At 66.0% G+C, this 25,182-nt stretch carries 24 protein-coding genes and 1 riboswitch; of the genes, 15 read left to right on the forward strand and 9 right to left on the reverse strand.

Features of this window, described 5'->3' with window-relative positions; translation table 11 throughout:
* Positions 1–220: 220 nt before the first annotated feature.
* The gene (locus ACN0SE_RS15485; protein WP_417525438.1) at positions 221–1,420 is read left to right on the forward strand and encodes a type III PLP-dependent enzyme; all 1,200 of its coding nucleotides are present in this window, start codon (positions 221–223) and stop codon (positions 1,418–1,420) included.
* Positions 1,421–1,518: 98 nt separating this feature from the next.
* Positions 1,519–2,367 (forward strand): urea carboxylase-associated family protein, encoded by an 849-nt coding sequence (locus ACN0SE_RS15490; protein WP_417525439.1) that lies wholly within the window; start codon positions 1,519–1,521, stop codon positions 2,365–2,367.
* Between the two features lie 98 nt (positions 2,368–2,465).
* On the opposite strand, the gene glyA is transcribed toward ACN0SE_RS15490, so the two are convergent.
* The 4 genes from glyA to ACN0SE_RS15510 form a co-directional block, all read right to left on the reverse strand.
* Positions 2,466–3,803, reverse strand: coding sequence for a serine hydroxymethyltransferase (gene glyA, locus ACN0SE_RS15495; protein WP_417525440.1), 1,338 nt, complete (start codon positions 3,801–3,803; stop codon positions 2,466–2,468).
* Between the two features lie 90 nt (positions 3,804–3,893).
* Entirely contained in the window at positions 3,894–4,466 is a 573-nt protein-coding gene (locus tag ACN0SE_RS15500; RefSeq protein ID WP_417525441.1) for a hypothetical protein, read from the reverse strand.
* A 105-nt stretch (positions 4,467–4,571) separates the two neighbouring features.
* Positions 4,572–5,453: a DUF4339 domain-containing protein gene (locus ACN0SE_RS15505; protein ID WP_417525442.1), complete on the reverse strand. Its 882-nt coding sequence runs from the start codon at positions 5,451–5,453 to the stop codon at positions 4,572–4,574.
* 108 nt (positions 5,454–5,561) lie between these two features.
* The gene (locus ACN0SE_RS15510) at positions 5,562–6,548 is read right to left on the reverse strand and encodes a 2-hydroxyacid dehydrogenase (protein WP_417525443.1); all 987 of its coding nucleotides are present in this window, start codon (positions 6,546–6,548) and stop codon (positions 5,562–5,564) included.
* Positions 6,549–6,730: 182 nt separating this feature from the next.
* Here ACN0SE_RS15510 and ACN0SE_RS15515 point away from each other — a divergent pair, with 182 nt between their 5' ends.
* Positions 6,731–7,177 (forward strand): SH3 domain-containing protein, encoded by a 447-nt coding sequence (locus tag ACN0SE_RS15515; protein WP_417525444.1) that lies wholly within the window; start codon positions 6,731–6,733, stop codon positions 7,175–7,177.
* A gap of 477 nt (positions 7,178–7,654) precedes the next feature.
* Here the strand turns inward: ACN0SE_RS15515 and deoD are convergent, their stop codons facing one another.
* Positions 7,655–8,362 (reverse strand): purine-nucleoside phosphorylase, encoded by a 708-nt coding sequence (deoD, locus tag ACN0SE_RS15520; protein ID WP_417525445.1) that lies wholly within the window; start codon positions 8,360–8,362, stop codon positions 7,655–7,657.
* A 149-nt stretch (positions 8,363–8,511) separates the two neighbouring features.
* On the opposite strand from deoD, the gene ACN0SE_RS15525 reads away from it, so the two are divergent.
* Entirely contained in the window at positions 8,512–9,966 is a 1,455-nt protein-coding gene (locus ACN0SE_RS15525) for a putative bifunctional diguanylate cyclase/phosphodiesterase (protein WP_417525446.1), read from the forward strand.
* Positions 9,967–9,978: 12 nt separating this feature from the next.
* Here the strand turns inward: ACN0SE_RS15525 and ACN0SE_RS15530 are convergent, their stop codons facing one another.
* Complete coding sequence (locus ACN0SE_RS15530) at positions 9,979–11,946, reverse strand: methylmalonyl-CoA mutase family protein (protein ID WP_417525447.1); 1,968 nt, start codon at positions 11,944–11,946, stop codon at positions 9,979–9,981.
* 138 nt (positions 11,947–12,084) lie between these two features.
* On the opposite strand from ACN0SE_RS15530, the gene ACN0SE_RS15535 reads away from it, so the two are divergent.
* The 7 genes from ACN0SE_RS15535 (at position 12,085) to rimO (ending at position 19,746) form a co-directional block, all read left to right on the forward strand.
* Positions 12,085–13,425 carry a 1-acyl-sn-glycerol-3-phosphate acyltransferase gene (locus tag ACN0SE_RS15535; protein WP_417525448.1) on the forward strand — a complete coding sequence of 447 codons (1,341 nt, stop codon included), beginning with the start codon at positions 12,085–12,087 and terminating at the stop codon, positions 13,423–13,425.
* Positions 13,426–13,557: 132 nt separating this feature from the next.
* Positions 13,558–14,850 (forward strand): crotonyl-CoA carboxylase/reductase, encoded by a 1,293-nt coding sequence (ccrA, locus tag ACN0SE_RS15540; protein WP_417525449.1) that lies wholly within the window; start codon positions 13,558–13,560, stop codon positions 14,848–14,850.
* A gap of 233 nt (positions 14,851–15,083) precedes the next feature.
* Positions 15,084–15,299, forward strand: coding sequence for a hypothetical protein (locus tag ACN0SE_RS15545; RefSeq protein WP_417525450.1), 216 nt, complete (start codon positions 15,084–15,086; stop codon positions 15,297–15,299).
* Entirely contained in the window at positions 15,277–15,957 is a 681-nt protein-coding gene (locus tag ACN0SE_RS15550; protein ID WP_417525517.1) for a helix-turn-helix transcriptional regulator, read from the forward strand. The genes ACN0SE_RS15545 and ACN0SE_RS15550 overlap by 23 nt, the downstream gene beginning before the upstream one ends.
* 84 nt (positions 15,958–16,041) lie before the next feature.
* Complete coding sequence (locus ACN0SE_RS15555) at positions 16,042–16,683, forward strand: acyl-homoserine-lactone synthase (protein ID WP_417525451.1); 642 nt, start codon at positions 16,042–16,044, stop codon at positions 16,681–16,683.
* Positions 16,684–16,804: 121 nt separating this feature from the next.
* Positions 16,805–18,331 (forward strand): ATP-dependent DNA helicase, encoded by a 1,527-nt coding sequence (locus ACN0SE_RS15560; protein WP_417525452.1) that lies wholly within the window; start codon positions 16,805–16,807, stop codon positions 18,329–18,331.
* Positions 18,332–18,372: 41 nt separating this feature from the next.
* The gene (rimO, locus tag ACN0SE_RS15565; RefSeq protein ID WP_417525453.1) at positions 18,373–19,746 is read left to right on the forward strand and encodes a 30S ribosomal protein S12 methylthiotransferase RimO; all 1,374 of its coding nucleotides are present in this window, start codon (positions 18,373–18,375) and stop codon (positions 19,744–19,746) included.
* Here the strand turns inward: rimO and ACN0SE_RS15570 are convergent.
* Positions 19,743–20,201 (reverse strand): hypothetical protein, encoded by a 459-nt coding sequence (locus ACN0SE_RS15570; protein ID WP_417525454.1) that lies wholly within the window; start codon positions 20,199–20,201, stop codon positions 19,743–19,745. The two genes, rimO and ACN0SE_RS15570, sit on opposite strands and share 4 nt — an antisense overlap.
* Before the next feature lie 261 nt (positions 20,202–20,462).
* Between ACN0SE_RS15570 and ACN0SE_RS15575 the strand changes: the two genes are divergently transcribed.
* Positions 20,463–21,044, forward strand: coding sequence for a thymidine kinase (locus ACN0SE_RS15575; protein ID WP_417525455.1), 582 nt, complete (start codon positions 20,463–20,465; stop codon positions 21,042–21,044).
* Between the two features lie 6 nt (positions 21,045–21,050).
* Here ACN0SE_RS15575 and ACN0SE_RS15580 read toward each other — a convergent pair whose 3' ends face one another.
* Positions 21,051–22,241, reverse strand: a complete 1,191-nt coding sequence (locus ACN0SE_RS15580) for a DUF2254 domain-containing protein (RefSeq protein ID WP_417525456.1) — start codon at positions 22,239–22,241, stop codon at positions 21,051–21,053.
* Complete coding sequence (locus ACN0SE_RS15585; protein ID WP_417525457.1) at positions 22,238–22,810, reverse strand: gamma-glutamylcyclotransferase; 573 nt, start codon at positions 22,808–22,810, stop codon at positions 22,238–22,240. Before ACN0SE_RS15585 ends, ACN0SE_RS15580 begins: the two co-directional genes overlap by 4 nt.
* A gap of 92 nt (positions 22,811–22,902) precedes the next feature.
* Between ACN0SE_RS15585 and ACN0SE_RS15590 the strand changes: the two genes are divergently transcribed.
* The 3 genes from ACN0SE_RS15590 to gcvH all read left to right on the forward strand — a co-directional run bounded on the left by ACN0SE_RS15590 (position 22,903) and on the right by gcvH (position 25,164).
* Positions 22,903–23,352, forward strand: coding sequence for an RrF2 family transcriptional regulator (locus tag ACN0SE_RS15590; RefSeq protein ID WP_417525458.1), 450 nt, complete (start codon positions 22,903–22,905; stop codon positions 23,350–23,352).
* Positions 23,353–23,396: 44 nt separating this feature from the next.
* Positions 23,397–23,483, forward strand: a riboswitch (glycine riboswitch).
* A 163-nt stretch (positions 23,484–23,646) separates the two neighbouring features.
* Complete coding sequence (gene gcvT / locus ACN0SE_RS15595; protein WP_417525459.1) at positions 23,647–24,783, forward strand: glycine cleavage system aminomethyltransferase GcvT; 1,137 nt, start codon at positions 23,647–23,649, stop codon at positions 24,781–24,783.
* An 18-nt stretch (positions 24,784–24,801) separates the two neighbouring features.
* Positions 24,802–25,164: a glycine cleavage system protein GcvH gene (gene gcvH / locus ACN0SE_RS15600; RefSeq protein WP_417525460.1), complete on the forward strand. Its 363-nt coding sequence runs from the start codon at positions 24,802–24,804 to the stop codon at positions 25,162–25,164.
* Positions 25,165–25,182: the final 18 nt, after the last annotated feature.

The following is a 25,182-nucleotide window of genomic DNA, read 5'->3' on the forward strand; positions in this document are numbered from 1 at the left end:
AACAGCTGACGGGGCGCGAAAAAAATCGCTCACGCCTGCCGATTTCGGCTTGATCGAATCCGACTTCCGCTCCATATGCGGCTTCAAGACGCCAACGCACGCGCCTCTGGCGAGGTGGGCAAGCACCCACGCGGTTACGTAGCGACGGTAACGTCTCCCTTGGAACTGAGCGGTCTGCGCCGGGTTGTCCCGGAATGGCCGGGTCTGACTGGAGATGACCATGAACGCATATGTAACCGGGCTCACCGCTCGCGACACTTCCTTTGTCACCACTGCAAACACCGATGAGCCCGCCGTTTCGCGCGTCGAGGCCTATATCCGCGCGACCGATTTCGCCCGTCCGACCCTGGTGATCGACACCGAGGCCGTGGGCCGCCAGTTTGCCGCCCTCGCACAGGGCCTGGGCCGCGCGCGCATTCATTATGCCGTCAAAGCCAACCCGGCGCCGGAAATCCTGCGCAAGCTGCACTCTCTGGGCTCGAACTTCGACGCTGCCAGCCGCGTCGAACTGCAGATGTGCCTTGATGCCGGTGCGGCGCCGTCGCAGCTGTCCTTCGGCAACACCATCAAACGCGCCTCCGACATTGCCTGGGCGCATGAGAAGGGGATCGACCTCTTTGCCGTCGACGCCGAGGAAGAGATCGAGAAGATCGCCGCCAACGCCCCCGGCGCCCGCGTCTACCTGCGCATCATCGTCGATGCGACCGAAGCCGAATGGCCGCTGACCCGCAAGTTCGGTTCCGGCCGTGACAAGGCGCTGTCGCTGATCGCCATGGCGAAGGACTATGGTCTGGACCCGGTCGGCCTGTCGTTCCACGTCGGATCGCAGACCCGCCGCGCCGCCATGTGGGCGCCGATCCTCGACCAGGTGGCCGCCGTCTGGCATGCCGCCCGCGCCGAAGGCCACGAGCTGACCCTGCTGAACATCGGCGGCGGCTTCCCGGCCTTCTACGGCCGCGAGATCGACGCGCCGGCGCTTTATGCCGCCGAGGTCATGCGCCTCGTGCAGGAGCGGTTCGGCGACGTGCCGGAAATCATGGCAGAGCCGGGCCGGGGCCTGGTGGCCGAGGCCGGCATGATTGCCGCCGAGGTGCTGCTGGTGTCGCGCAAATCCGAGGACGACCTGCACCGCTGGGTCTATCTCGACATCGGCCGCTTCTCGGGTCTTGCCGAGACCGAGGGCGAGGCGATCCGCTACCAGTTCGTCACCGAGCGTGACCACGAAACCACCGGTGCCTGCATCCTGGCCGGTCCGTCCTGCGATAGCGCCGACGTGCTGTACGAAAAGCAGCCGGTTCAACTGCCGCTGGGCCTGCGCGCCGGCGACAAGGTGATGATCCGTGCCTGCGGCGCCTATACCTCGACCTATGCGTCGATCGGTTTCAACGGCTTCCCGCCGCTGGACGTGGTGGCGATCTGAGGGCATTGGCCCAAGGTCAGTCTTGAGGGGCGTGCCGAGAGGCGCGCCCCTTGTCATTTGCGCATCGGACCGGTCAGATTGCGGCAAGGAGACTGACCATGACCCAAGCGCCACCCGACGCCGATGCCCGCCGCGCAATTGCCCCGGTGATCTGCTATCCGCCAGAGACCTTGCCTGACGCGCAGCTGGGGCTGAAACAGGCGGCTGCCGCCGACGCACGCAAGGTCTCGGAAGTGCTGGTGCCGCCGCGAGAGGCCAGGTGCTTCGAAGCCAAAGCCGGGCAGGTGGTGCGGATCACCAGTGTCGAGGGGCCGCAGGTCGGTGACCTCAACCTCTGGAACGCGCAGGACCTGGGCGAGCGGTTCTTTTCCGGCAAGACCCGGGCGCTGCATGGCACGCATGTTACGACGGGCGACAGGCTCTGGTCTTCGCTGCCGCATCTGCGGGCGATGGCGACGGTGATCGGGGATACGCTCGACTGGTACGGGATCGACGCCTATGGCGGCTCGGTGCATGACGTGATCGGCACGCGCTGCGATCCCTACACCGGCAACCTGTTGTCAGGCGCGCAGTATCATCATTGCTGTCATTCCAACCTGACGCGGGCGCTGGCCGAGACCACGGGCCTGCCGTTGAGTGAGGCCGAGCTGCATGTGCATGACGTGCTCAATGTCTTCATGTGCACTGGCTTTACCCGCGATACCGGGCAGTATTTCATGAAGGCCAGCCCGGTGCGGCCGGGGGACTACTTCGAGCTTTTTGCCGAGATCGACCTGCTGGGGGCGCTGAGCGCCTGTCCCGGCGGGGATTGTTCGGCAGAGCACACCTCGGATGTGGCGGCCTGTTATCCGTTGCTGATCGAGGTCCTTGCGCCCGAGGCCGCGGCGCTCGAGGGATGGCAGCCGGCGCAGGCCAATGGCTATGACGGGACGCATGGGGTCGGGTGAGCGGTGAGGTCCCGGCTCGGGGGCCGGGACTGCGGTGCGCGACAGGGTTGTCAAGAGTCCAGGTGCGCCGGAGAGGGAGGGCGGGCATCCGCCCCCTGTCAGCCTTCGTGGATGAAGTGCAGCCGGTCGAAGGTCGCCCGCCAGGCGGCGACATCGGCGGCGAGGGTCTCCGGCGCATCGGCGGTGAGCGCCTTGGCAATCAGCCGGGCGAGCTCCGGCGCGTGCTCCTCGGTCATGCCCCAGCGCACCAGCTCGGGCGTGCCGATCCGCAGACCGTTCATGTCACCCTCGACCGGTTCGCCGGGCAGGCCGATGCCGCAGGCGAGGAAGCCGGCCTTGCGCAGGGTGCGAGAGGCCGCCTGACCGCCGCCGAAGCTCTCGGCCTGGAGCGCGAACTGGTGCGAGCGGGTCGGCCCGTCGGAGGTGCGAAACACCGGCAGGCCCTCGGCGGCCAGCGCCCGGGCCAGCGCGCGGGCCATGTCGATCATCTGCGTGGCATAGGCCGCGCCATGGTCGCGCCAGTCGAGCAGAGAGACGGCGAGCGCGGCGGATTTGGCGGCGTCGAAGTTGGCGGTGAGGCCGGGAAAGGCGATCTGTTCCAGCCGCCTGGCGATCTCGGCCTCGCGGGTGACGATGAGCCCGCCGGGCGGGCCGCCCAGCGACTTGTAGGTGCTCATCGTCATAAGATGCGCGCCCTCGTCGAGCGGGTTGGGCCAGGCACCGCCGGCGATGATGCCGCATTGATGGGCGGCGTCGAACAGCAGCTTGGCGCCGCAGCGGTCGGCGATGGCGCGGATCTCCTTGACCGGGTGGGGCAGCAGGTTGAGGCTGCCGCCGATGGTGATCAGCCCCGGCTCGACCGCCTGCGCCAGCTCGGCCAGACCGGCGAGATCGACGGTGTAATCCTCGGCATTCACCGGCGCTTCGTAGACCGTCAGACCGAACAGCCCGGCGGCGCCGTCCTCGTGGTGGGTGACATGCCCGCCGATCTCGGCCGGCGGCACGATCACGGAATCGCCAGGCTGGCAGAGCGCCATGAAGGCAAAGAGATTGGCCATGGCGCCAGAGGGCACGCGGATCTCGGCATGGCTGGCGTCGAAGATCTCGCAGGCCAGTTCGGCGGCAATCACCTCGATTTCCTCGATCGCCTCGAGCCCCATCTCGTATTTGTCACCGGGATAGCCCAGCGAGGGCCGCGTGCCGATGCCGCTGGACAGCAGCGCCTCGGCGGCGGGGTTCATCACGTTGGTGGCGGGGTTGAGGTTGAAACATTCGCGCTCGTGGATGCGTCGGTTCATCGCCGCAAGGGTGGAGATGCGGCTGGCGATGCGGGCGCTCTCGCCGCCGGCGGTGCGGGCGGCGATCCGATCGATCAGCGTGGCGCTCTGCTCGGGCAACCAGGGGCGGGCCGCGAGCTTGGCTTTGGGGTCTGACATCTGGGCCTCATGGCATGATTGCCCGGCCACTCAACCCTGTCGCGCGGGCGGGTGCAAATCGATAGTCGCTGCGAAGGGCCGCGAGCGGGGTCAGCCCTGCGCGGCGCGGCGCTCGCGGCGGATGCGGAACACCTCTTTGCGTGGCGTCCAGGTGTAGCGGAAATCGTCGCGGGTGGGCGCCCAGAACAGGGTGCCGCCCCGGCGCCAGGGATCGAGCACGATGCCGTCATAAAGCGACTGGCCGGCGGCCGAGATGATGACAGTGGAATGTTCGAGCAGCAGGTTGTCCCAGTTCGCCACGGCGCGGTGCAGCTGGAGGGTCTGGAACTGCTCCTGCTTCAGCCGCCGCTCCAGATCGTCGGCCCAGTGATAACACAGTCCCCGCGACTTGATCCCGAGGTTGACCTTGGAATTGTGCACCAGCGGCGGATCCTCGATCTCGTATAGCTGCGCCAGCCGCCAGGTCTCGGCATAGGCCACCCGCGCGGCGCGGTAGGCCTCTTCCGGGTCGACATGCGGCCCGAGGATGCGCAGCGCCTGGGTCAGCGCCTCTTCGTCGTCGGGGGAGGCCAGTGTCGGGCCATAGGTGCCGGGCACGGCACAGGCCGACAGCCCGGTGGCGGGCAGGGCCATGAGGAAAAAGCGGCGGGTGAGGGCGGGCATGAAGGTCCTGCGTCTGTCGGTGTTGCCGCAGGTTCTACCGCCCAGAGCGCTGCTGTCGAGCCATCCGGACCTGCCGGATGGCCGATTGTTGCGTACAAGCCCCGGCTAGTTCAGCCGCACCATCCGCGTGCCCTTGTCATTGACCAGGGTGTTGCGGTCGGCGATGCGCAGCTGAAAGGCGCCGCTGACGCTTTCGACGAAGGGCCCGGTGTCGAGGTAATAGGTCGCCTGGCCTTTCAGAACCAGCACGAAGCCCTGGGCGCTGACGTTCTGCACTTCCCATGTGCCTTCAAGTGTGAAGTTCAGAAGCTGGGTGTAGCCCTGCGCCATCATCTCGACCTGGCCGAAGCCCTCGTAGGTCTTGTCGCGGCGGTACTCGGTGGTGCCGGTGATGCTGGCGCGGTCGACGCCGGTGATCTGCATCTGCTCGGGGTCAGAGCGCCAGGTGCCGGGCAGGTAGCCCATGATGTCGAAGTCCGGGGTTTCGGGCTTTGCCGGAGCGGCGGCGAGGATCTCGCGCAGCTGCGGCACCTCGCTGGCGCGTTTCCACTCGCCCATGCCCTCCATCCAGACATAGGTGTCGCCGGTCAGCGCGCCGCTGGCGACCTTTTCCTTGAGCTGGGCGGCATCGAAGGGCCCGGTGGTGGCGCCGCTGACCGCGATATAGACCGCCAGCACCGGATCGGGGGGCGGCGGTGGCGGTGGCGTGGCCCCGCCGCCATTGTCGGGCGGTGGCGGTGGCGGGGTGACGCCGCCGGGGGTGTCGCCTCCTGGCGGTTCCGGCGTGTCGCCTCCGGCGGGCGGCGCGGGGCTGACGGTGATCGGCGGGGTCGGGGCCTCGCCCTCGGCAGGGCTGGCGCCGGCGCCCAGCCTGTCGAAGAGCCCGGGGGCGCTGAAGGCCACCTGCGCCTCGGCCGGGGGCGGCGCTGTCAGGGTGGCAGAGGCCAGGAACAGGGCGGCCGCGAGGCCGCGCATCGGAATAGGCATCGTCAAATCTCCCTTGGTACAATGGCGGCAGCATAGCAGATGCAGCCCGCCGCCCAAAGAGCGCGGCGCTTGTACACGGGGATTGTCAGAGAGCAGGCAGGCGCCCGGTCAGAGCATCGAGGGCACCACCTGGTCGGGCGGGCGATGGCCGTCGGCAAAGGTCTTGATGTTCAACAGCACCTTCTCGCCCATCTCGATCCGGCCTTCGAGCGTGGCCGAGCCCATGTGCGGCAGCAGCGCCACGTTGGGCATGTTGCGCAGGTCGGGATTGACCGTGGCGCCATGTTCATAGACGTCGAGGCCTGCGCCGGCGATCTCGCCCGCCTGGAGCATCCGGGTCATGGCATTCTCGTCGATCACCTCGCCGCGCGAGGTGTTGACGATCACCGCGGTGGGTTTCATCAGCTTGAGCCGCCGGGCGTTCATCAGGTGGAAGGTCGAGGGCGTGTGCGGGCAGTTGACCGAGATCACGTCCATTCGCGCCACCATCTGGTCGAGACTGTCCCAATAGGTGGCCTCGAAGCGCTCTTCGACCTCGGGGCGCAGCCGGCGGCGGTTGTGGTAGTGTACCTGCATGCCAAAGGCCATGGCGCGCCGCGCCACTGCCTGTCCGATGTGCCCCATGCCGAGGATGCCCAGCCGGCGCCCGCCGACGCGGCCACCCAGCATGGCCGAGGGCGACCAACCGGCCCAGTCGCCGGTCTGCATCATCGCCAGCCCCTCGGGCAGGCGGCGGGTGACGGCAAGGATCAGCGACATCGCCATGTCGGCGGTGTCCTCGGCCGAGACGCCCGGGGTGTTCGACACCAGCACCCCGCGGCTGCGGGCGGTGGCGACGTCGATGTGATCGACCCCGGCGCCGTAGTTGGCGATCAGCTTGAGCCGCTCGCCGGCGCCCGAAATCAGCCCGGCGTCGATGGTGTCCGACAGGGTCGGGACGAGGACGTCGGCCTCCTGCATGGCGGCGGCCAGTTCCTGGCGCGACATCGGCGTGTCGTCGTCACGCAGGCGCACGTCGAAGAGTTCCGTCAGCCGGGTTTCTACCACCTCGGGCAAGCGTCGCGTAACGACAACACTCAGGCGTTTTGATGGCATGTGTTCCCGGCTCCTTCTTTTCATCGGGGTCGTCTTGGGGGCACACTGCCGCAGAGCACGCGGAGGCACAAGAACCCCGCGGCGAATAAACGATTGGCAGGCAGTGCAAGGTGACTGACATGGTGTCGCGGGTCACGCGAACAGGCGCTATTGGCGCAATAATTCTGAGTATCTGGATGGGGATGGCCACCGCGCAGGAGACGCGCGGTCCGGTGACGAACCTGCCCTTGCCGCGGTTCGTCTCGCTCAAGGCGAGCGAGGGCAACGTGCGCCGCGGGCCGTCGCTGTCGCATCGCATCGACTGGGTGTTCAAGCGGCGCGACATGCCGCTCGAGGTGACGGCGGAATACGGCCACTGGCGCCGGGTGCGCGACCGCGAGGGCGCCGGCGGCTGGGTGCATTACGCGCTGCTCTCGGGCTCGCGCACGGTGATCGTCGACGGCGATCTGCTGGCGTTGCACGTGCGCCCCGACGGGCGCACCCCGGTCAAGGCGCGGCTCGAGCGCGGGGTGATCGCGCGGCTGGGCGATTGCGACCTGGAATGGTGCGAGGTAAGCTCCGGCGGCTACAAGGGCTGGGCCGAGAAGCGCGCGCTCTGGGGCGTGGCGCCCGATGAAATCCGGGAGTGACTTTGGGGTGAAGCCCTTGGCGCGGAACAAGGCTGAAGGCCGCCGCGCCATCGCCGGTCCGCCCCCACGGCACGGCGATTGGTTGACGTGCGCGCACCGCTCTTTCAAAGCGCGCCAGTGGCCGGGATAAACCGAACAGACCTCAGGTTGGATCGCCGCACCGCGGCCCGACGATGACACAGCCTGCACGGTGGGTCTGACAGACGGGGCGCGGAATCAAGGCCGAAGGCCGCCGCGCCATCGCCGGGCCGCCCCCCGGCACGGCGATTGGTTGGCCTGAGCGCATCGCTCTTTCAAAGCGCGCCAGTGGCCGGGATAAATCACACAGACCTCAGGTTGGATCGCCGTGCCGCGGCCCGACAATGACACGGCTTGTGCGGTGGGTCTGACGGGGCGAGGCGCGGGATTAAAGCCGCAGACCGACGCGGCATCGACGCACCGCCCCCCGTCAATGACGCCGTGAGACCAGACCTCAGTTCACCCCTTGAACGCCGCCTCCAGCGCAATCTCCACCATGTCGCCGAAACTTTTCTCCCGCTGCTCGGACGGCAGCGCCTCGCCGGTCAGCAGGTGGTCCGACACCGTCAGCACCGCCAAGGCCCGCACCTTGTGCCGCAACGCGAGGATATAGAGCTCGGCCGCCTCCATCTCGACACCGAGAATGCCGTGGCGGGTCATCTGCTCGTTGAGGTCGGGGCGCTCGTCGTAGAACACGTCGGACGAATAGATCCCGCCCACATGGGTCGGCGTTCCCCGCGCCTCGGCCGCTTCGGCCGCCGCCCGCAACAGGCCATAGTCCGCACAAGGCGCAAAGTTCAGCTCGCGCAGGATCCCACGCGACGGCGTCGACAAGGTGGTCGAGGTCATCGCGATGATGATGTCGCGGACCTTGACGGCTTCCTGCATGGCCCCGCACGACCCGATGCGGATCAGCGTCTTGGCGCCATAGTCGCGGATCAGCTCGTTGGCATAGATCGACAGCGAGGCCATCCCCATGCCGGAGCCCTGGATGGTGACGCGCTGGCCCTTCCAGGTGCCGGTATAGCCCAGCATGCCGCGCACCTCGTTGATGCAGACCGCATCCTCGAGAAAGGTCTCGGCCGCCCAGCGCGCCCGGTAGGGATCGCCCGGCATCAGCACGGTTTCAGCGATGTCGCCGGGCTTGGCCCCGATGTGGATGGTCATGGCACTCTCCGCCGTCAGATTTCGTTTGGCGCAAGAGTGACATCGGGGCTTTCGGATCACAAGTGGCCGGCAATGGCGCGATTAGCGATTGAAGGCGCGCGACATATCCTTAAGGTTGAATGTGGGAGCAAAAAGGAAGGCATGGCCTCATGTCGACCCTGACGATCATCATCGGTCTTCTGGCCGGGACAGCGGCCCTCACGGGCCTCGGCGTTGCGCTCCGACAATGGCAGCGGCGCGCCGAGGAGATCGCCGGCCTGCGCCAGCGCCAGGTGGATCTGGTGGCCGAGAATGCCAGGCTGATGCGGATGGTGGAGTATGACGATCTCACCTCGGCGCGGTCACGGCGCTACCTGCGCGAATTGTTCGCCCGCACCCGGCAGGACGGTAGCAACGCGATGATTTTTGTCGATCTCGACGAGTTCAAGAGCGTCAATGACGGCTTCGGCCACCGCGCCGGCGACGGTTTCCTGCGGCGCATCGCCCAGGCGCTGCGCAACGAATGCCGCGAGCAGGAGACGCTGTTCCGCCACGGCGGCGACGAGTTCTGCATCTACCTGCAGGGCGTGCCGCTCGATGCTGCGGCCGAGCGGGCGCGGACCTTCGTGCAGGTGGTGCGCGACACCTCGGTCGATGTCAGCGGCGTCACTGTGCGCCGCACCGCCAGCGCCGGCGTGGCGCGGATCGACCCCAAGCAGGACATGATGGGTGCGCTCTATTACGCCGACGAGGCGCTATACGCCGCCAAGCAGGCCGGCGGCAATTGCGTGCGGGTGACCGAGGGCGAGACGCTGCGGTCGATGATCGCCCGGCGCACCGGGCCGCGGGCCGAGGATCTGGCCGAGGCGCTGCGCCGCGAGGAGATCACCTATTACGTCCAGCCGATCTACGACACCCGCGCCGGCCGTGCCGTCGGCGTCGAGGCACTGATCCGCTGGGTGCGCAGCGATGGCGACGTGGTGCTGCCGGCCAAGTTCATCGACATGATGACCCGCAGCCAGCACCGCAACCTGTCACCGCCAGACAGCGCCCTTGTCGAGGTGGCGCAGAGCTTCTGCCCGGTCAACGACCAGCTCTATTGCGCCTTCAACATTTCGGCGCAGATGCTGGAGCGGCCGGTCGAGGACAACATGGCCTTTGCCAGCGCGCTGACCCGCGGGCTGAACCCGTCGCAGGTGGTGCTGGAACTGGTCGAGAGCGCGGCGATCCGCAATCCCGCGCGCGCCAGGGAGGTGCTGCAGCAATTCCGCGCCCATGGCATCCGCATCGCGCTGGACGATTTCGGCACCGGTTTCTCCAACCTCGAGCGGTTGCAGGACTTCGAGGTCGACATCGTCAAGATCGACCGCCGCTTCCTGCGCGGTCTCGGCATGGGGCAGGGCGACCGCGGCATCCTGCGGGCGCTGCACGCGCTGTCGCGCGACATGGGCTTTGCGCTGATCGCCGAGGGGGTGGAGACCGAGCAGGAACTGCAGGTGCTGCAGGAGATCGGCATTCACACCGCTCAGGGCTACCTGCTGGGCCGCCCCGAGACGGTGGATTACTGGCAGGCCCGGATCAACCAGCCGCTGGCGCCGGGGCTCTGCCTGCGCAAGACCGCCTGAGCGGGCGGCGGCTTATTCTGCCGCCACCGACTGCGGATCGGCGAGGGTGACGATATCGGCCATGATGGTGTTCAGCTCGAAATCCTTGGGCGTATAGACCCGCGCCACACCCATGGTCAGCAGCCGGCGGGCATCCTCGTCGGGGATGATGCCACCGACGATCACCGGCACATGGCCAAGGCCTGCGGCGCGCATCCGGTCCATCAGGTCCTCGACCAGCGGGATGTGACTGCCCGACAGGATCGACAGGCCCACCACATGCGCCTGATCCTCCTGCGCGGCGGTGACGATCTCTTCGGGGGTCAGGCGGATGCCTTCGTACTTGATGTCCATGCCGCAATCGCGGGCGCGATAGGCGATCTGTTCGGCGCCGTTGGAGTGGCCGTCGAGACCGGGCTTGCCAACCAGGAACTTGAGCCGACGGCCCAGACGGTCACTGACCGCATCCACAGCCGAGCGCAGATCGTCGAGGTTCTCGGTCCGGTTCGACTGCGACGGCGAGACGCCGGTCGGCCCGCGATATTCGCCATAGGCCTGGCGCATCTCGGCGGCCCATTCGCCGGTGGTGACACCGGCCTTGGCGGCGGCAATCGACGGCGGCACGATATTGGCCCCGTCGCGCGCGGCGGCGCGCAGGTCGGCGAGCGCTGCCTCGACTGCCGCGGCATCCCGCGCGCTGCGCCATTCGGTCAGCCGGTCGATCTGTTCCTGCTCCACCGCCGGGTCCACCACCATGATGCCGCCATCGGCGGTCATCAGCGGCGAAGGCTCGGTCTCGGTCCAGCGGTTGACGCCGACAACCGTGGTCTCGTTACTCTCGATCCGGCCAAGCCGGTCGGCATTGGCATCGACCAGCCGGGATTTCATGTATTCGATCGAAGACACCGCGCCGCCCATGCTGTCGAGATTGGCCAGCTCGTGGCGCGCACCATCCTTGAGCGCCTCGACCTTGGCATCGACCGCCGGGTTGCCGTCAAAAAGATCGTCGAATTCCAGCAGGTCGGTCTCGTAGGCGAGGATCTGCTGCATCCGCATCGACCATTGCTGGTCCCAGGGGCGGGGCAGGCCCAGCGCCTCGTTCCAGGCGGGCAGCTGCACCGCGCGGGCCCGGGCCTTTTTCGACAGCGTCACCGCCAGCATCTCGATCAGGATGCGGTAGACGTTGTTTTCGGGCTGCTGCTCGGTCAGGCCCAGCGAGTTCACCTGAACGCCATAGCGGAAACGACGCATCTTGGGGTCGGTGATGCCGTAACGCTCGGCGCAGATCTCGTCCCAGAGGTCGACGAAGGCGCGCATCTTGCACATCTCGGTGACAAACCGGATGCCGGCGTTGACGAAGAACGAGATGCGGCCCACGACCGTCGGGAAATCCGCCTCGGGGATACGCGGCTTCAGCTCGTCCAGCACCGCCGTCGCCGTGGCAAGCGCAAAGGCCAGCTCCTGCTCGGGCGTCGCGCCGGCCTCTTGCAAGTGGTAGGAACAGACGTTCATCGGGTTCCACTTGGGAATGTTGGTGTAGCAATACTCGGCCACGTCCGCGATCATCTTGAGGCTGGGCTTCGGCGGGCAGATATAGGTGCCGCGCGACAGGTATTCCTTGATCAGGTCGTTCTGCACCGTGCCCTGCAGCTTCGAGACATCGGCGCCTTGTTCCTCGGCCACCGCGATGTAGAGCGCCAGCAGCCAGGGCGCCGTCGCGTTGATCGTCATCGAGGTGTTCATCTCTTCAAGCGGGATCTGATCGAAGAGAGCGCGCATGTCGCCCAGGTGACAGACCGGCACGCCGACCTTGCCGACCTCGCCGCGCGCCAGCACGTGGTCGCTGTCGTACCCGGTCTGCGTCGGCAGGTCGAAGGCCACCGAAAGGCCGGTCTGCCCCTTGGCAAGGTTGTTGCGGTAGAGCGCGTTCGAAGCGGCTGCGGTGGAATGGCCAGCATAGGTGCGGATCAGCCAGGGCTTGTCCTTCTTGGTCTCGGTCATCTCGGGCCTCTCGATTCGTTTGCGCAACAATGTTTCGTCGGGAGTGAGATAAGCGAAAGAAAGTGGCGCTGTCAATTCGCTGCGTTGCGGCGTGCGACTTATGTTTACGCAAATGCAGCAAAATGCAAATGTCTGCGGATGTCAGGCAGTATTGAAATCCCGATATGGCTGTTTTTGTTGATCCTTGCCTTCGCAGCGATCACCTTTGCCTCGCATTTCCTGTTTCCCTCGGTGCGCTGGTTTCTGCGCCGCAGGATGGAACGGGTGGTGGCGCGCATCAATGCGCGGCTTGAACGGCCGATCCATCCGTTCAAGCTGGCGCGGCGCACCGACATGATCCAGCGGCTGGTCTATGACCCGCAGGTGACCGAAGCGATCGTCGATTACGCCCGCACCGAGGGCGTGCGCGAGGATGTGGCCTTCGAGAAGGCGCGCGACTATGCCCGCGAGATCGTGCCGTCGTTTTCCGCCACCGCGTATTTCGGCTTTGCTATCCGCGCCGCGCGCTGGCTGTCACGTTCGCTGTATGAGGTGAAGCTGATCCGCAAGGACGCCGGCGCCATCGCCGAGATCGACCCCGAGGCGACGGTGGTCTATGTGATCAACCACCGCTCGAACATGGATTACGTGCTGGTCACCTACCTCGCGGCGGAAAGCTCGGCACTGGCCTATGCGGTGGGCGAATGGGCCCGGGTCTGGCCGCTGTCGGGGCTGATCCGCTCGATGGGGGCCTATTTCATCCGGCGCAAATCCCGCGACGACCTCTATCGCCGGGTGCTGGCGCGCTATGTCGCGATGGCCACCGCCGGCGGCATCAACCAGGCGATGTTCCCCGAGGGCGGTCTGAGCCTGACCGGCGAATTGGCGACGCCCCGGGTGGGGCTTTTGAAGTACATCGTCGACGGCTGGGACGCCGAAGGGCGCGACGTGGTGTTTGTGCCGGTGGCGCTGAACTATGACCGGGTGCTCGAGGACCGGGTGCTGATCGCCGCCGGGAAATCCGGCGAGCGGCGGTTCCGCGGCCGTCTGGGCGAGGCGCTGGCCTTTCTCGGCCGCCACGTCTGGCTGCGGATCACCGGGCGGTTCCGCCGCTTCGGCTGCGCCGCGGTGAGCTTTGGCCCGCCGGTGACCATGCGGGACTTCGTGCGCGAGCGCGGCCGCAAGCCCGAGGCGCTGGCCACCCTGCTGATGGGCCGGATCGCCCAGGTGATGCCGGTGCTGGCGGTGCCGCTGGTGGCACAGGTGCTTCGCGACGGTGCCATGCGCAGCGAGGCCGAGATCACCCGGGCCGCGCGGCAGATCGCGCCTGACGCGGCAGAGGACCTCGTGCCCCTCGGTCTCAAGGCGTTGCTGTCGCGCCGGCTGATCCGCGAGGTTCCGGGCGGCTACGAGATTCTGCCCGATCAGGCCGATGCGGTGACCTTCTACGCCAATTCCATCGCCCATCTCGATCAGGAGCATGCTGCGGCCGCACAGTGACTTTCTGCATCGGCTCGGTTATAAAATTACAAAACGACTACATTCCGTGTTGCAATGTTGCGCGTGCGTGGATATTTCATACAAACAGCCCGCGATTCTGCGTTGCGGCACGATTTTGTTAAGGAGGCCCATATGGCACTGGACACGCACGGCGGCATCGCCGCCTATGAGGCGCCTGAAAAGGACCTGTATGAATTGGGCGAGATGCCCCCGCTGGGCTACGTGCCCAAGCAGATGTACGCCTGGGCGATCCGCAAGGAACGCCACGGCGAGCCGGATACGGCGATGCAGCTGGAAGTGGTCGACGTGCCGGTGCTCGACAGCAACGAGGTGCTTGTCCTCGTGATGGCGGCGGGCGTGAACTACAATGGCGTCTGGGCGTCGCTCGGCCAGCCGATCAGCCCGTTCGACGGCCACAAGGCCCCGTATCACATTGCCGGATCCGATGCCTCGGGCATCGTCTGGGCGGTGGGTGACAAGGTCAAGCGCTGGAAGGTCGGCGACGAGGTGGTGATCCACTGCAACCAGGATGATGGCGACGACGAGGAATGCAACGGCGGCGATCCGATGTATTCGCCGAGCCAGCGGATCTGGGGCTACGAGACGCCCGACGGCTCTTTCGCGCAGTTCACCAACGTTCAGGCGCAGCAGCTGATGCCGCGGCCCAAGCACCTGACCTGGGAAGAGGCGGCCTGTTACACGCTGACGCTCGCCACCGCCTACCGGATGCTCTTCGGCCATGAGCCGCATGATCTGAAGCCCGGCCAGAACGTTCTGGTCTGGGGTGCGTCGGGCGGCCTCGGCTCCTATGCGATCCAGCTGATCAACACCGCCGGCGCCAACGCCATCGGCGTGATCTCGGACGAGAGCAAGCGCGACTTTGTCATGAGCCTTGGCGCCAAGGGCGTGCTCAACCGCAAGGACTTCAACTGCTGGGGCCAGCTGCCCAAGGTGAATACGCCGGAATATGCCGAGTGGTTCGCCGAGGCGCGCAAGTTCGGCAAGGCGATCTGGGACATCACTGGCAAGGGCGTGAACGTGGACATGGTCTTCGAACACCCGGGCGAGGCGACCTTTCCGGTCTCGACCTTCGTGGTGAAAAAGGGCGGCATGGTCGTGATCTGCGCCGGCACCACCGGGTTCAACCTGACCTTCGACGTGCGCTACATGTGGATGCACCAGAAGCGTCTGCAGGGTTCGCACTTTGCCCACCTAAAACAGGCGGCGGCGGCCAACAAGCTGATGCTGGAGCGGCGGCTTGATCCCTGCATGTCAGAGGTCTTTGACTGGGCCGACCTGCCGGCAGCGCACATGAAGATGATGCGCAACGAGCACAAGCCCGGCAACATGTCGGTGCTGGTGCAGTCGCCCCGCACCGGGCTGCGCACCTTCGAGGACGCGCTGGAAGCCGGCCGCAAGGGCTGAGCCAACCAGAACGTGAACATTTGCGGCCCGCGCCACCCCGTGAGGGGGTGGTGCGGGCCGCAGCCTGTCCGGGGACTGCCCCGCCGTTCATCTTTCTAAACACTTCATTTCAAATGCTTCGGATTTTCAGTCTCGCCATTTCTGGGGAGTTGGAATGCGTGAATTTATTGGAAACCTCTCACATGGTAGAGTTGTGTTAATCCTTCGTTAACCAATCGAAATGAGAGTTAACAATGCAACACGACTGGATACTCGACGTACTTGCCGACCTCAAAACCTTTGCCCTGACCAACGGGCTGCCGGCCCTGGCCGAACAGCTCGACGATGCGCGGATCGTTGCGATGGCCGAACAGGCGTCGTCCACGGAGGGGAGTGGCATTGGGATTCGAGGCAGTACAACCGAAGCTGGAGACGGTGCTCGCAACATTGGAGCAATCCGACGCGCTTGAGGAATTACAGACATTCATTACGGAATTGCGCGACGCATTCGGCGTCGATCATCTGGTTTACCATTGGGTCAGCAGCAATGGCGAACAATATGGCTGCGGTACCTATGACCCGGCCTGGGTCGAGCGGTATCTCGAACAGGGCTATCTGCGGATCGATCCGGTGGTGCTGGGCTGTTTCCAGCGCTTTCACCCGGTCGACTGGAAACAGCTCGACTGGTCGTCCAAGGCGGCGCGGGCCTTCCAGAAGGAGGCAATAGACCATGGCGTCGGCAACCAGGGCTATTCGATCCCGATCCGTGGTCCGAACGGCCAGTTCGCCCTGTTCACCGTCAGCCACAATTGCGACGACGCCGCCTGGGCGGAATTCTGCGAAGTCTCGCGCCGCGATCTGATCCTGGTGGCGCATTACTTCAACCAGAAAGCGCTGGAGTTCGAGCCGGGGCGGCTGCCGGAACAGGGCCAGGCGCTGAGCCCGCGCGAGGTGGATGCGATGACCATGCTCGCCATCGGCTACAGCCGGGCACAGGCGGCCAATGCGCTGGAGATCTCGGAACATACGCTGCGGGTCTATATCGAATCCGCGCGCTTCAAGCTCGGGGCGCTGAACACCACCCACGCGGTGGCGCGCGCGCTGAGTCGCGGTTTGATCGTTGTCTGATCGTTAACCCGGGCATCGGTCTGCTCCGGCGGGCTTAACGGCTCGGGCTGCAGCCTCCTCTTCGACACGAGAGGAGAGCCCGAGATGATCCGTTACCTTTATGCCGACCAACTGGCCCAGGACCCGCAACTGGCCCGCGCCATGTTCCGCGACCGCGCCGACCAGTTCCGCCACCGGCTGGGCTGGGACGTGGCCGTCGATGCCAGCGGCGAGGAGCGCGACGAATACGACCGGGAAAACCCGCTCTACGTGATCTGGCAGGACCGTGACGGCAGCCATGGCGGCTCGATGCGGTTTCTGCCGACCACAGGGCGGACCATGGTCAACGATCACTTCGGACATCTGACCGGCGGCGGCCGGATCGAGAGCCCTTTGATCTGGGAATGCACCCGTTTCTGCCTGTCGCGCGGCGCTGGCGGTCATGTCGCGGCGGCGCTGATGCTGGCGGGGGGCGAGATCATGCTCAACTTTGCGGTGCGCCATTTCGTCGGCGTCTTCGATGCGCGCATGGTGCGGATCTACCGCCGGATCGGTGCCTCGCCAGAGGTGCTGGGCAGCGAGGGCGAGGGGCGCGCCAGGATCAGCGTCGGGCTCTGGGGCTTTTCCGAGACGGCGCGGGCGCAGGTGGCACAGAGCGCCGGCATTCCGGCGGCGCAGTCGGCGGCCTGGTTCGATCTGGGCTTCGGGGGCTGCGGGACGGACCAGCCTTTGGCGGCCAGCGCCTGAGGGCGGGCGGCGCCTGGGGGCTCTGCCCCCCGGCCTGCGGCCGCCCCCCGAGGGTATTTGAGAACAGAAGAAGCAGGGGATCGCTCTGGTGCTTGTTTGGCGGGGCTTGTAGTGTCCGCGCATGACACTGCCAGCGCTGACATTTTCCGAAGATCAGGCCGAAGCCTTTGACCGCGTCAGCGCCGCCCTGCGCGAAGTTGGCGTCGACCTCGAAGCCGGCCACGTGGCGCCGCCGCGCGAGGGGCGCTCGGGCGTGCTGGCGGTGATCGGCAAGGCGGGGTCGGGCAAGACGCTGCTGCTGGCCGAGCTTTACAAGGCGTTGAAGGAGGCCGGGGTCGACATCGTTTCCGGCGACTGGGAGGGCAAGCGCAAGAAGGACCGGCGCACGCTGGCGATCCTGGCGCCCACCAACAAGGCGGCGAGCGTGTTGCGGATGCGCGGCGTGCCGGCGACGACCATCCATCGCATTCTCTATACCCCGGTCTATGACCCCGAATACGAGCGGATTGCAGAATGGCTGGCCGGGCAGGGCGAGCGGCCCGAGATCGAGGGGCTGACCGATGCCGCGCTCGACCGGGCGCATGGGTTCTACCAGTCGAACAATTCCATTCCCGGCGCGCTGGCCGCCGCCGGGCTGCGCGGGTCGGATTTCATCACCGGCTGGAAACGCCGGGAAGAGCCTCTGGACATCGGGTTTGTCGACGAGGCCTCGATGCTGGATGACCGGCAGTACGACGATCTGCGCGAGATTTTCCCGACGCTCTGCATGTTCGGCGATCCGGCGCAGCTGGCGCCGGTTAACCAGTCGGGCGCCATGGTGTTCGAGAAGCTGCCAGAGGAAAAGGTGCTGGCGCTGCGCCGCATCCACCGGCAGGAGGCCGACAACCCGATCCTCGACCTGGCCCATGCGCTGGCCGATCCGGCGCTCGAGTTCCACGACTTCGAGCGCATGGTCGAGGAGAAATCCAAGAGTGACGAACGGGTTGTCTGGGGCCAGCGGGTCGAGGTTGACCTGATGGCGCGCTCGCCGGTGCTGGTCTGGCGCAATGCCACGCGCATCCGGCTGATCAACGCCTTTCGCAAGGTGCATGACGCGCCTGACGATCGGCTGCTCGAGGGCGAGCCGCTGATCTGCGACGGTATCGAGCTGCCGCTGAAGCACCGCAAGAAGCGGCTCGATCTCGAGGCGCGCGGGCTGATCAAGGGCGCCCAGGTGATCTTTCTGGGCGAGGGCAAGCGGCCCGGGTTTTCCCGGCTGCATGTGATGGGGGCGGAAGACCCAAGGGTCTCGGCAGCGTCCATCGTCAAGATCGAGATGCCCGACGAGGAAGAGCCCTTCATTCCCTTCGCCGCCCGCATGGGCGCCACGTTCCTGCATGGCGCGGCGGTGACGATCCACAAGGCGCAAGGCTCGCAGTGGGATTCGGTGCAGGTCTTTGCCCCCGATCTTTATGTCGCGGCGCGCATGGGGCGGGTCGAGGCCGGGCAGCCCTTGTGGAAACGTCTGGCCTATGTGGCGATCACCCGGGCGCAGGAGCGGCTGATCTGGGTGGTGCGCAACCGCTTGTCAAAGCCCACTTATCCGCTGAGGATCGACGATCTGCCGGTGCCGCAGCAGGCGTTGACGCTGGAAATGCAGGACGAGTAGCGCCTCTTCCCACGGCGCGCGCGCTCGTTTATAGCGCGGGCATGACAACCAATCCCCCGAACCTCCGCCCCGACCTTGCCCATATGACCCTGCCAGAGGCCGAGGCCCGCCGTGGCGGGCCGACCATCGGCATGGTCTCGCTGGGCTGCCCCAAGGCGCTGGTCGACAGCGAGCGCATCCTGACGCGGCTGCGCGCCGAGGGTTACGGCATCTCGCCAGATTATGCCGGGGCCGATGCGGTGATCGTCAACACCTGCGGTTTTCTCGACAGCGCCAAGGCCGAGAGCCTTGAGGCGATCGGCGAGGCGCTGCAGGAAAACGGCAAGGTGATCGTCACCGGCTGTCTTGGGGCCGAGCCCGAGTATATCACCGGGGTGCATCCCAAGGTTCTGGCCGTGACCGGCCCGCATCAATACGAGCAGGTGCTCGATGCGGTGCATGGCGCGGTGCCGCCCGATCCCGATCCCTTCATCGATCTGCTGCCGGCCTCGGGCGTGACGCTGACGCCGCGGCATTACAGCTATCTGAAGATCTCGGAAGGCTGCAATCACAAGTGCAAGTTCTGCATCATTCCCGACATGCGCGGCCGGCTGCAGTCGCGCCCGGCGAAAGCGGTGCTGCGCGAGGCCGAGAAGCTGGTCGAGAGCGGGGTCAAGGAACTGCTGGTGATCAGCCAGGACACCTCGGCCTATGGCACCGACTGGAAGGACCGCGAGGTCAAGGCGCCGATCCTGCCGCTGGCGCGCGATCTGGGCAGCCTCGGCGCCTGGGTGCGGATGCACTACGTCTATCCCTATCCGCATGTGCGCGAGCTGATCCCGCTGATGGCCGATCCGTCGAACGGCATCCTGCCGTATCTCGACATCCCGTTCCAGCATGGCCACCCCGAGGTGCTCAAGCGCATGGCGCGGCCCGCGGCCTCGGCCAGGACGCTGGACGAGATTGCCGCCTGGCGTGCGGCCTGTCCCGAGATCACCCTGCGCTCGACCTTCATCGTCGGCTATCCGGGCGAGACCGAGGCGGAGTTCGACTATCTGCTCGACTGGCTCGACGAGGCGCAGCTCGACCGGGTGGGGTGCTTTCAGTACGAAAACGTCGCCGGCGCGCGGTCGAACGATCTGCCGGATCACGTGGCCCCCGAGGTCAAGCAGGAGCGCTGGGACCGGTTCATGGAAAAGGCGCAGGAGATCTCCGAGGCGCGTTTGGCGGCCAAGGTGGGCAAGCACCTGCCGGTGATCGTCGATGACATCGACGAGGACGGCATTGCCACCTGCCGCACCATGGCCGATGCGCCCGAGATCGACGGCAATCTCTTCATCGATGAAGGTGCGGGCGATCTGAGCCCCGGCGATATCGTCACGGTCGAGGTCGACGAGGCCGGCGAATACGATCTCTGGGGACGGCTGACCGCCTAGTGCGAGCCGTCCTCGAGGTGCAGCTTCATGTCGATCAGCACCTGCTGCAGCGCCAGGGTTTCCTTGAGCATGCGCTTGGCCTCGTTGATGGTGATCACCCCGTCTTCGATTGACTGGGAGTATTCCGTCATCAACATGGCAAAGCGCTGGCTCAGCGCCACGACGTCGGCATTGACGCTGCCCGAGCGTTCGGCGTTGTTGCGGCGGCTGTCGAAGGACAGGGTGATGCCGCGCAGCTCGGACAGGGCGGCGGTCACATGCGGGTAGGAGGCCGCCGCCTCGAGCGCGGCCACCGCGTCGATCGGCATGAAGCGGTCGGAATGTTCCTCGTGCTCGGAGTAATAGCGGCCCAGCGTCGCCTTGGATTTGCCTGTCACCTCGCAGGCCGGCTCGATGCCCACGTCCTTTACAAGCGCTTCGGTGTGCTTCTTGAGATAACTTCCGACGCTGTTCATGCCCACTCCTGGCTGTGCCGCCTTCGACCGCGAAGTCGGGGAAATCCCCGGCTTTTTTCCCATTAAGAGGTTTAGCAGCTTTTGTCATTGAGGGAACACCCCAAACGGGGTTTCACGAGTATCCGGAGGCCCAAGGCCGGGTTCGGGTGCAGGGATGCGACGTGTTCGCCGATTTGGGAGGCGGAATTGCCAGCTGGCCACGTCGTGCCCCGTCTGCCCGCCTCTTGCCTCCGCACGCGCGGCGCGGCATAGGATCGCGCCATGGCCAAGCTCTACTTTCACTACTCGACGATGAACGCAGGCAAATCGACCCTGCTGCTGCAAGCTGCGCACAATTACCGCGAGCGCGGCATGGAGGTCTACCTGATGACCGCGCGCCATGATGACCGCGCCGGCAACGGCCGCATCGGCTCGCGCATCGGGATCGGCAGCGAGGCGGTGACCTATGCGCCGGGCGAGGACCTGTTTGCCCATCTCGCGGCACGGCTCGAGCAGGGGCCGCTGGCCTGCATCTTCATCGACGAGGCGCAGTTTCTCGAACCCGGGCAGGTCTGGCAGCTGGCGCGGGTGGTCGATGACCTGCGGGTGCCGGTGATGTGCTACGGGCTGCGGGTGGATTTCCAGGGGCTGCTGTTCCCCGGATCGGCGACGCTGCTGGCGCTGGCCGACGAGATGCGCGAAGTGCGCACCATCTGCCATTGCGGCAAGAAGGCCACCATGGTGGTGCGGCAGAACGAGAAGGGCGAGGTGATGACCACCGGCGCCCAGGTGCAGATCGGCGGCAACGAGACCTATGTCAGCCTCTGCCGCAAGCATTGGCGCGCCACCACCGGCGAGGCCTGAGCGCCGCTAGTGCCGCGACAGCTGGTCGTGCATGTCGCTGGCGGCATGGGCCATGGCTGCGTTGGGATGGCGTGACAGCCGGGTCAGCAGGTCGAAGACCCGCGCCGTGACATCCGGATTGTCGATACCGTCGCGCGAGATCGGCAAAACCGCGCAATCGAGCAGCGTCCGCGCCCGCACCACCGGCAAAGAGACCCTCGGAAAGGTCGGGGTGTACTCGGCCTCGGGCTGCGGCTCGTCGGGGGTTTCCTCCCACAAGAGACGCTCGATCCGGCCCAGCACCTCGATCGCGGTGCCGGGATCGTTGATCCCGGGTGACAGCGCCCGCTGGCCGGATTCGGCGAGGATGGTCAGACCCAGCGTCGGGTCCTGCTCGAAGGTGCGGACATCGCCGATGTCGAAGGCGCGGGCGGCGGGCGCGGCGAGGCTCTCGTCGCTGCTGCCGATGGTGCCGATCACGGTGTTGCGCAACACGAATTCGCCCGGCACGGCAGTGACATGGACATCGGTGCCGGCCTCCTCGGCCAGTTCGTCGAGCTTGGCGACGTCGATGAAGCGGATGTAGCCCGAGCTCTGTGCCCGGATGCTGACAGCGCCGTCGGGCACCAGATCGCCCTCCAGCATCCGCCGCGCGCCCAGCGAGGGCCTGCGGGCGCGGGCATGCATCGCCTCGCGGGCGCGGACCTCGATGATCTGCAGGGTGTGGTCCATCGAGCCCAGGTGCGACAGGTGCTCGATCCAGCGCAGGATCGCCAGCACGATCAGGGCAAAGACAATCATGGTGAAGCCGAAGACCACCACCGCCGCATCCTCGGAATAGACCCGGGCGTGAAACAGGATCACCGCGCTCAGCGAATAGACGAACCCGCCCACGAATGTCGCCAGCACCGACTGGGTGATCGTGTCGTCCAGCAGCAGCCGGTAGGCCCGCGGCGTCGCCATCGACGAGGCCGCGCGATAGGCCGAGACCATGACGTTGAGCGAGAAGGTCGTCACCGCCAGCATGCCCGAGGCCAGGATCGTCAGCACCGGCAGGATCGCCTCGCGGCCGAGCTTGAGCTTGATGTTGTCGGGGATGAAACCGGTCAGCAGCGGCGCGATCGCCAATGCCAGGAGCGAGAAGATCGAGATCAGCACCACCCTGACCAGAAGCGTGCGCCAGATCCGCTGAACAATGACCAGAAGTTTGGAAATCATGAGAGACTCATCAGAATACGGGCTCCGGCATCGGTAAGGTGATCGCGGAACAGCGCGCGTTCGTCGGGCGTCAGGACCTGATGACGAGGATAGCGCGGCACGGCCCGGTCGTCGAGGATCGGCGCCTCCCAGCCGTCGGTGGTGGCGATGAAACCGGTGACGCCCTCGGGGCCGTAGCGATGCAGATAGCCCTGCAGTACGCACTCGAGATAGGACATCAGGATCGGGTTGGCCGCGCTCGGCGCGCGGTGCCGGTCGGCGGGAATGGCATAGGTCGCGATGTCGAGCGCCTGCGGCGCGTCATGCTCGATCTGGGCGCTGGCGGCGAGCCGATCATAGGCGTGTTCGCGGGCATCGAGCGCCGCCCAGTCGCCGCCGGGCACGGCGGCAATCACCCCGTCGATCACGCAGAGATCATCCGGCACTGCCGTCAGGAAGGAGACCGGCCTGAGATCGCTGTGCCGCCACGCCCGGCGCCAGCCACGGGCGCGGGCAGGGCGCACCTGACCGAAAGCGTGGGTTGCGGTGTTGACGAGCGAGCCGTATCCGAAAAAAAAAGGATCATTCATGATGTAACTTTGTGTCAGCAGTGACGAAAGTCAAACAGTCGATTTCCTTTCTGTGGCATGGTATTAACATAGTTATTGACAGGGGTTCATCTATGCGTGTCACCAAGCGTACAAATATCGCCATACGGGTGTTAATGTATTGCGCCGACAATTCCGGACGACTGGTGACCAAATCGGAAATTGCGACCCGCTGCAGCGCGTCGGAAAACCATGTGGCTCAGGTAGTTAACCAATTAGGGCAGCTTGGATTTCTGAAAACCCATCGCGGCCGGAATGGCGGATTGGAATTGGCCCGCGTGCCGCATGACATCTGTATCGGCGAGGTGTTTCGCGCGGTGGAAGTCGCGGTGCCGGCGACCGAATGCACGAATGATTGTGATGGCAATTGCCCATTGATCGCGGCCTGCCGTCTGCGCCATGCCCTGGCCGAGGCCTGCGAGGCGTTTTATGCGCAGCTCGATGCGCTGTCGCTCGACATGCTGGTCGGCGGCAATCCGGCGCTTCTGGACGCGATTGCACCGCAGGCCAGCGCGCATCCGTGAACGTTTTGCCGTTGTCAAAGCCTTGGCCCATCGCATAAAGTCGCCGCGACTCGACGGGAGAACCGGCCATGCCGGTGCCGAAGGAGCAACCGCCCCGGAAACTCTCAGGCCCCGAGGACCGTCGAAGTCGCAAAAATCTGGAGAGATCCCGGCCTTGTCCGGGGCGCCGAAGGGATAACGATCTCAGGCAGAAGGACAGATGGGGCATCGCCGAGCTGACCTGCGGGTCAGGGATTGGGGATGCCGGTTTGTATCCGAAAGACGGACACTCCGGCCCGGAACGGGAGATGGAAGGTGTCTGACGAGGACGAGGCGCTGAAGCGCACGCCGCTATACGATCTGCATGTGGACCTGGGCGCCAAGATGGTGCCCTTTGCCGGCTACGAGATGCCGGTGCAATATCCGCTGGGGGTGCTCAAGGAGCACCAGCACACCCGCGCCAAGGCCGGGCTGTTCGATGTCAGCCACATGGGCCAGGTGGTGCTGCGCGCCAAGGACCCGGAGGTGGCGAAGACGGCTCTGGAAGGTCTGGTGCCGGTCGATGTGTTGGGTCTGGCCGAAGGGCGCCAGCGCTACGGGTTCTTCACCAATGATCACGGCGGCATAGAAGACGACCTGATGATCGCCAACCGCGGCGACCATCTGTTTGTCGTGGTCAATGCCGCCTGCAAGCAGGCCGACATCGCGCGGATGCGCGCGGCGCTCGAGCCCGAGGTCACGGTCAAGGAAATCACCGGCCGCGCGCTTCTGGCGCTGCAGGGCCCGGCCTCCGAGGCGGTGCTGGCCGAGCATCATCCGGGCGTGAAAGACATGAAATTCATGGACGTCGAGACCCTGCCGATTGCCGGCGCCGAATGCTGGGTGTCGCGCTCGGGCTATACCGGCGAGGACGGTTTCGAGATCTCGGTGCCAGAGGCGGCGGCGGTCGATCTGGCGCGCGCACTGCTGGCGCATGAGGATGTCGAGCCGATCGGGCTTGGCGCCCGCGACAGTCTGCGGCTCGAGGCCGGGCTTTGCCTCTATGGCCACGACATCGACAGCGACACCACGCCGGTTTCCGCAGGTCTGACCTGGGCGATGCAGAAGGTGCGCCGCCCCGGTGGCGACCGCGAAGGCGGCTTTCCCGGTGCTGCCGAGATCTTCAGCGACCTGGCCGAAGGCTGCGGGCAGAAACGCGTGGGTCTGAAGCCCGAGGGCCGCGCGCCGATGCGCGAAGGTGTCGAGATATTTGCCGAGGACAGCGGTGGCGAGGCGGTCGGCCGGGTCACCTCGGGCAGTTTCGGCCCGACGGTCGGCGGCCCGGTGGCGATGGGCTATGTCTCGACAGCCCTCGCAGCCGAGGGCAGGCTGCTTTATGGCGAGGTACGCGGCAAGCGGCTGCCGGTCAGGGTGGCCAAGCTGCCCTTCGTCGCGCCAGGTTTCAAGAGATAGGTCCAACAGGAGACGACCATGAAATACACCGAAGAACATGAATGGCTGGAAGCCGATGACGAGGGCGTCGTGACCGTGGGCATCACCGCCCATGCCGCCGAGCAACTGGGCGACGTGGTCTTTGTCGAACTGCCCGACGTCGGCGCCTCGGTGAACAAGGACGACGAGATCGTCGTGATCGAGAGCGTCAAGGCCGCCAGCGACATCCTCGCCCCGATCGACGGCGAGATCGTCGAGGTCAACGAAGCCATCGTCGGCGAGCCCGGCAAGGTCAATGACGATCCCGAAGGCGACGCCTGGTTCTTCAAGATCAAGGCCGAGGACCTCAGCCAGATGGACGACTACATGGATGAAGCCGCCTACAAGGACTTCATCGGATAAGCCCTTTCCGCCGGGGGC

Source organism: Marinovum sp., assembly GCF_048263515.1.
Classification (GTDB): Bacteria; Pseudomonadota; Alphaproteobacteria; order Rhodobacterales; family Rhodobacteraceae; genus Marinovum.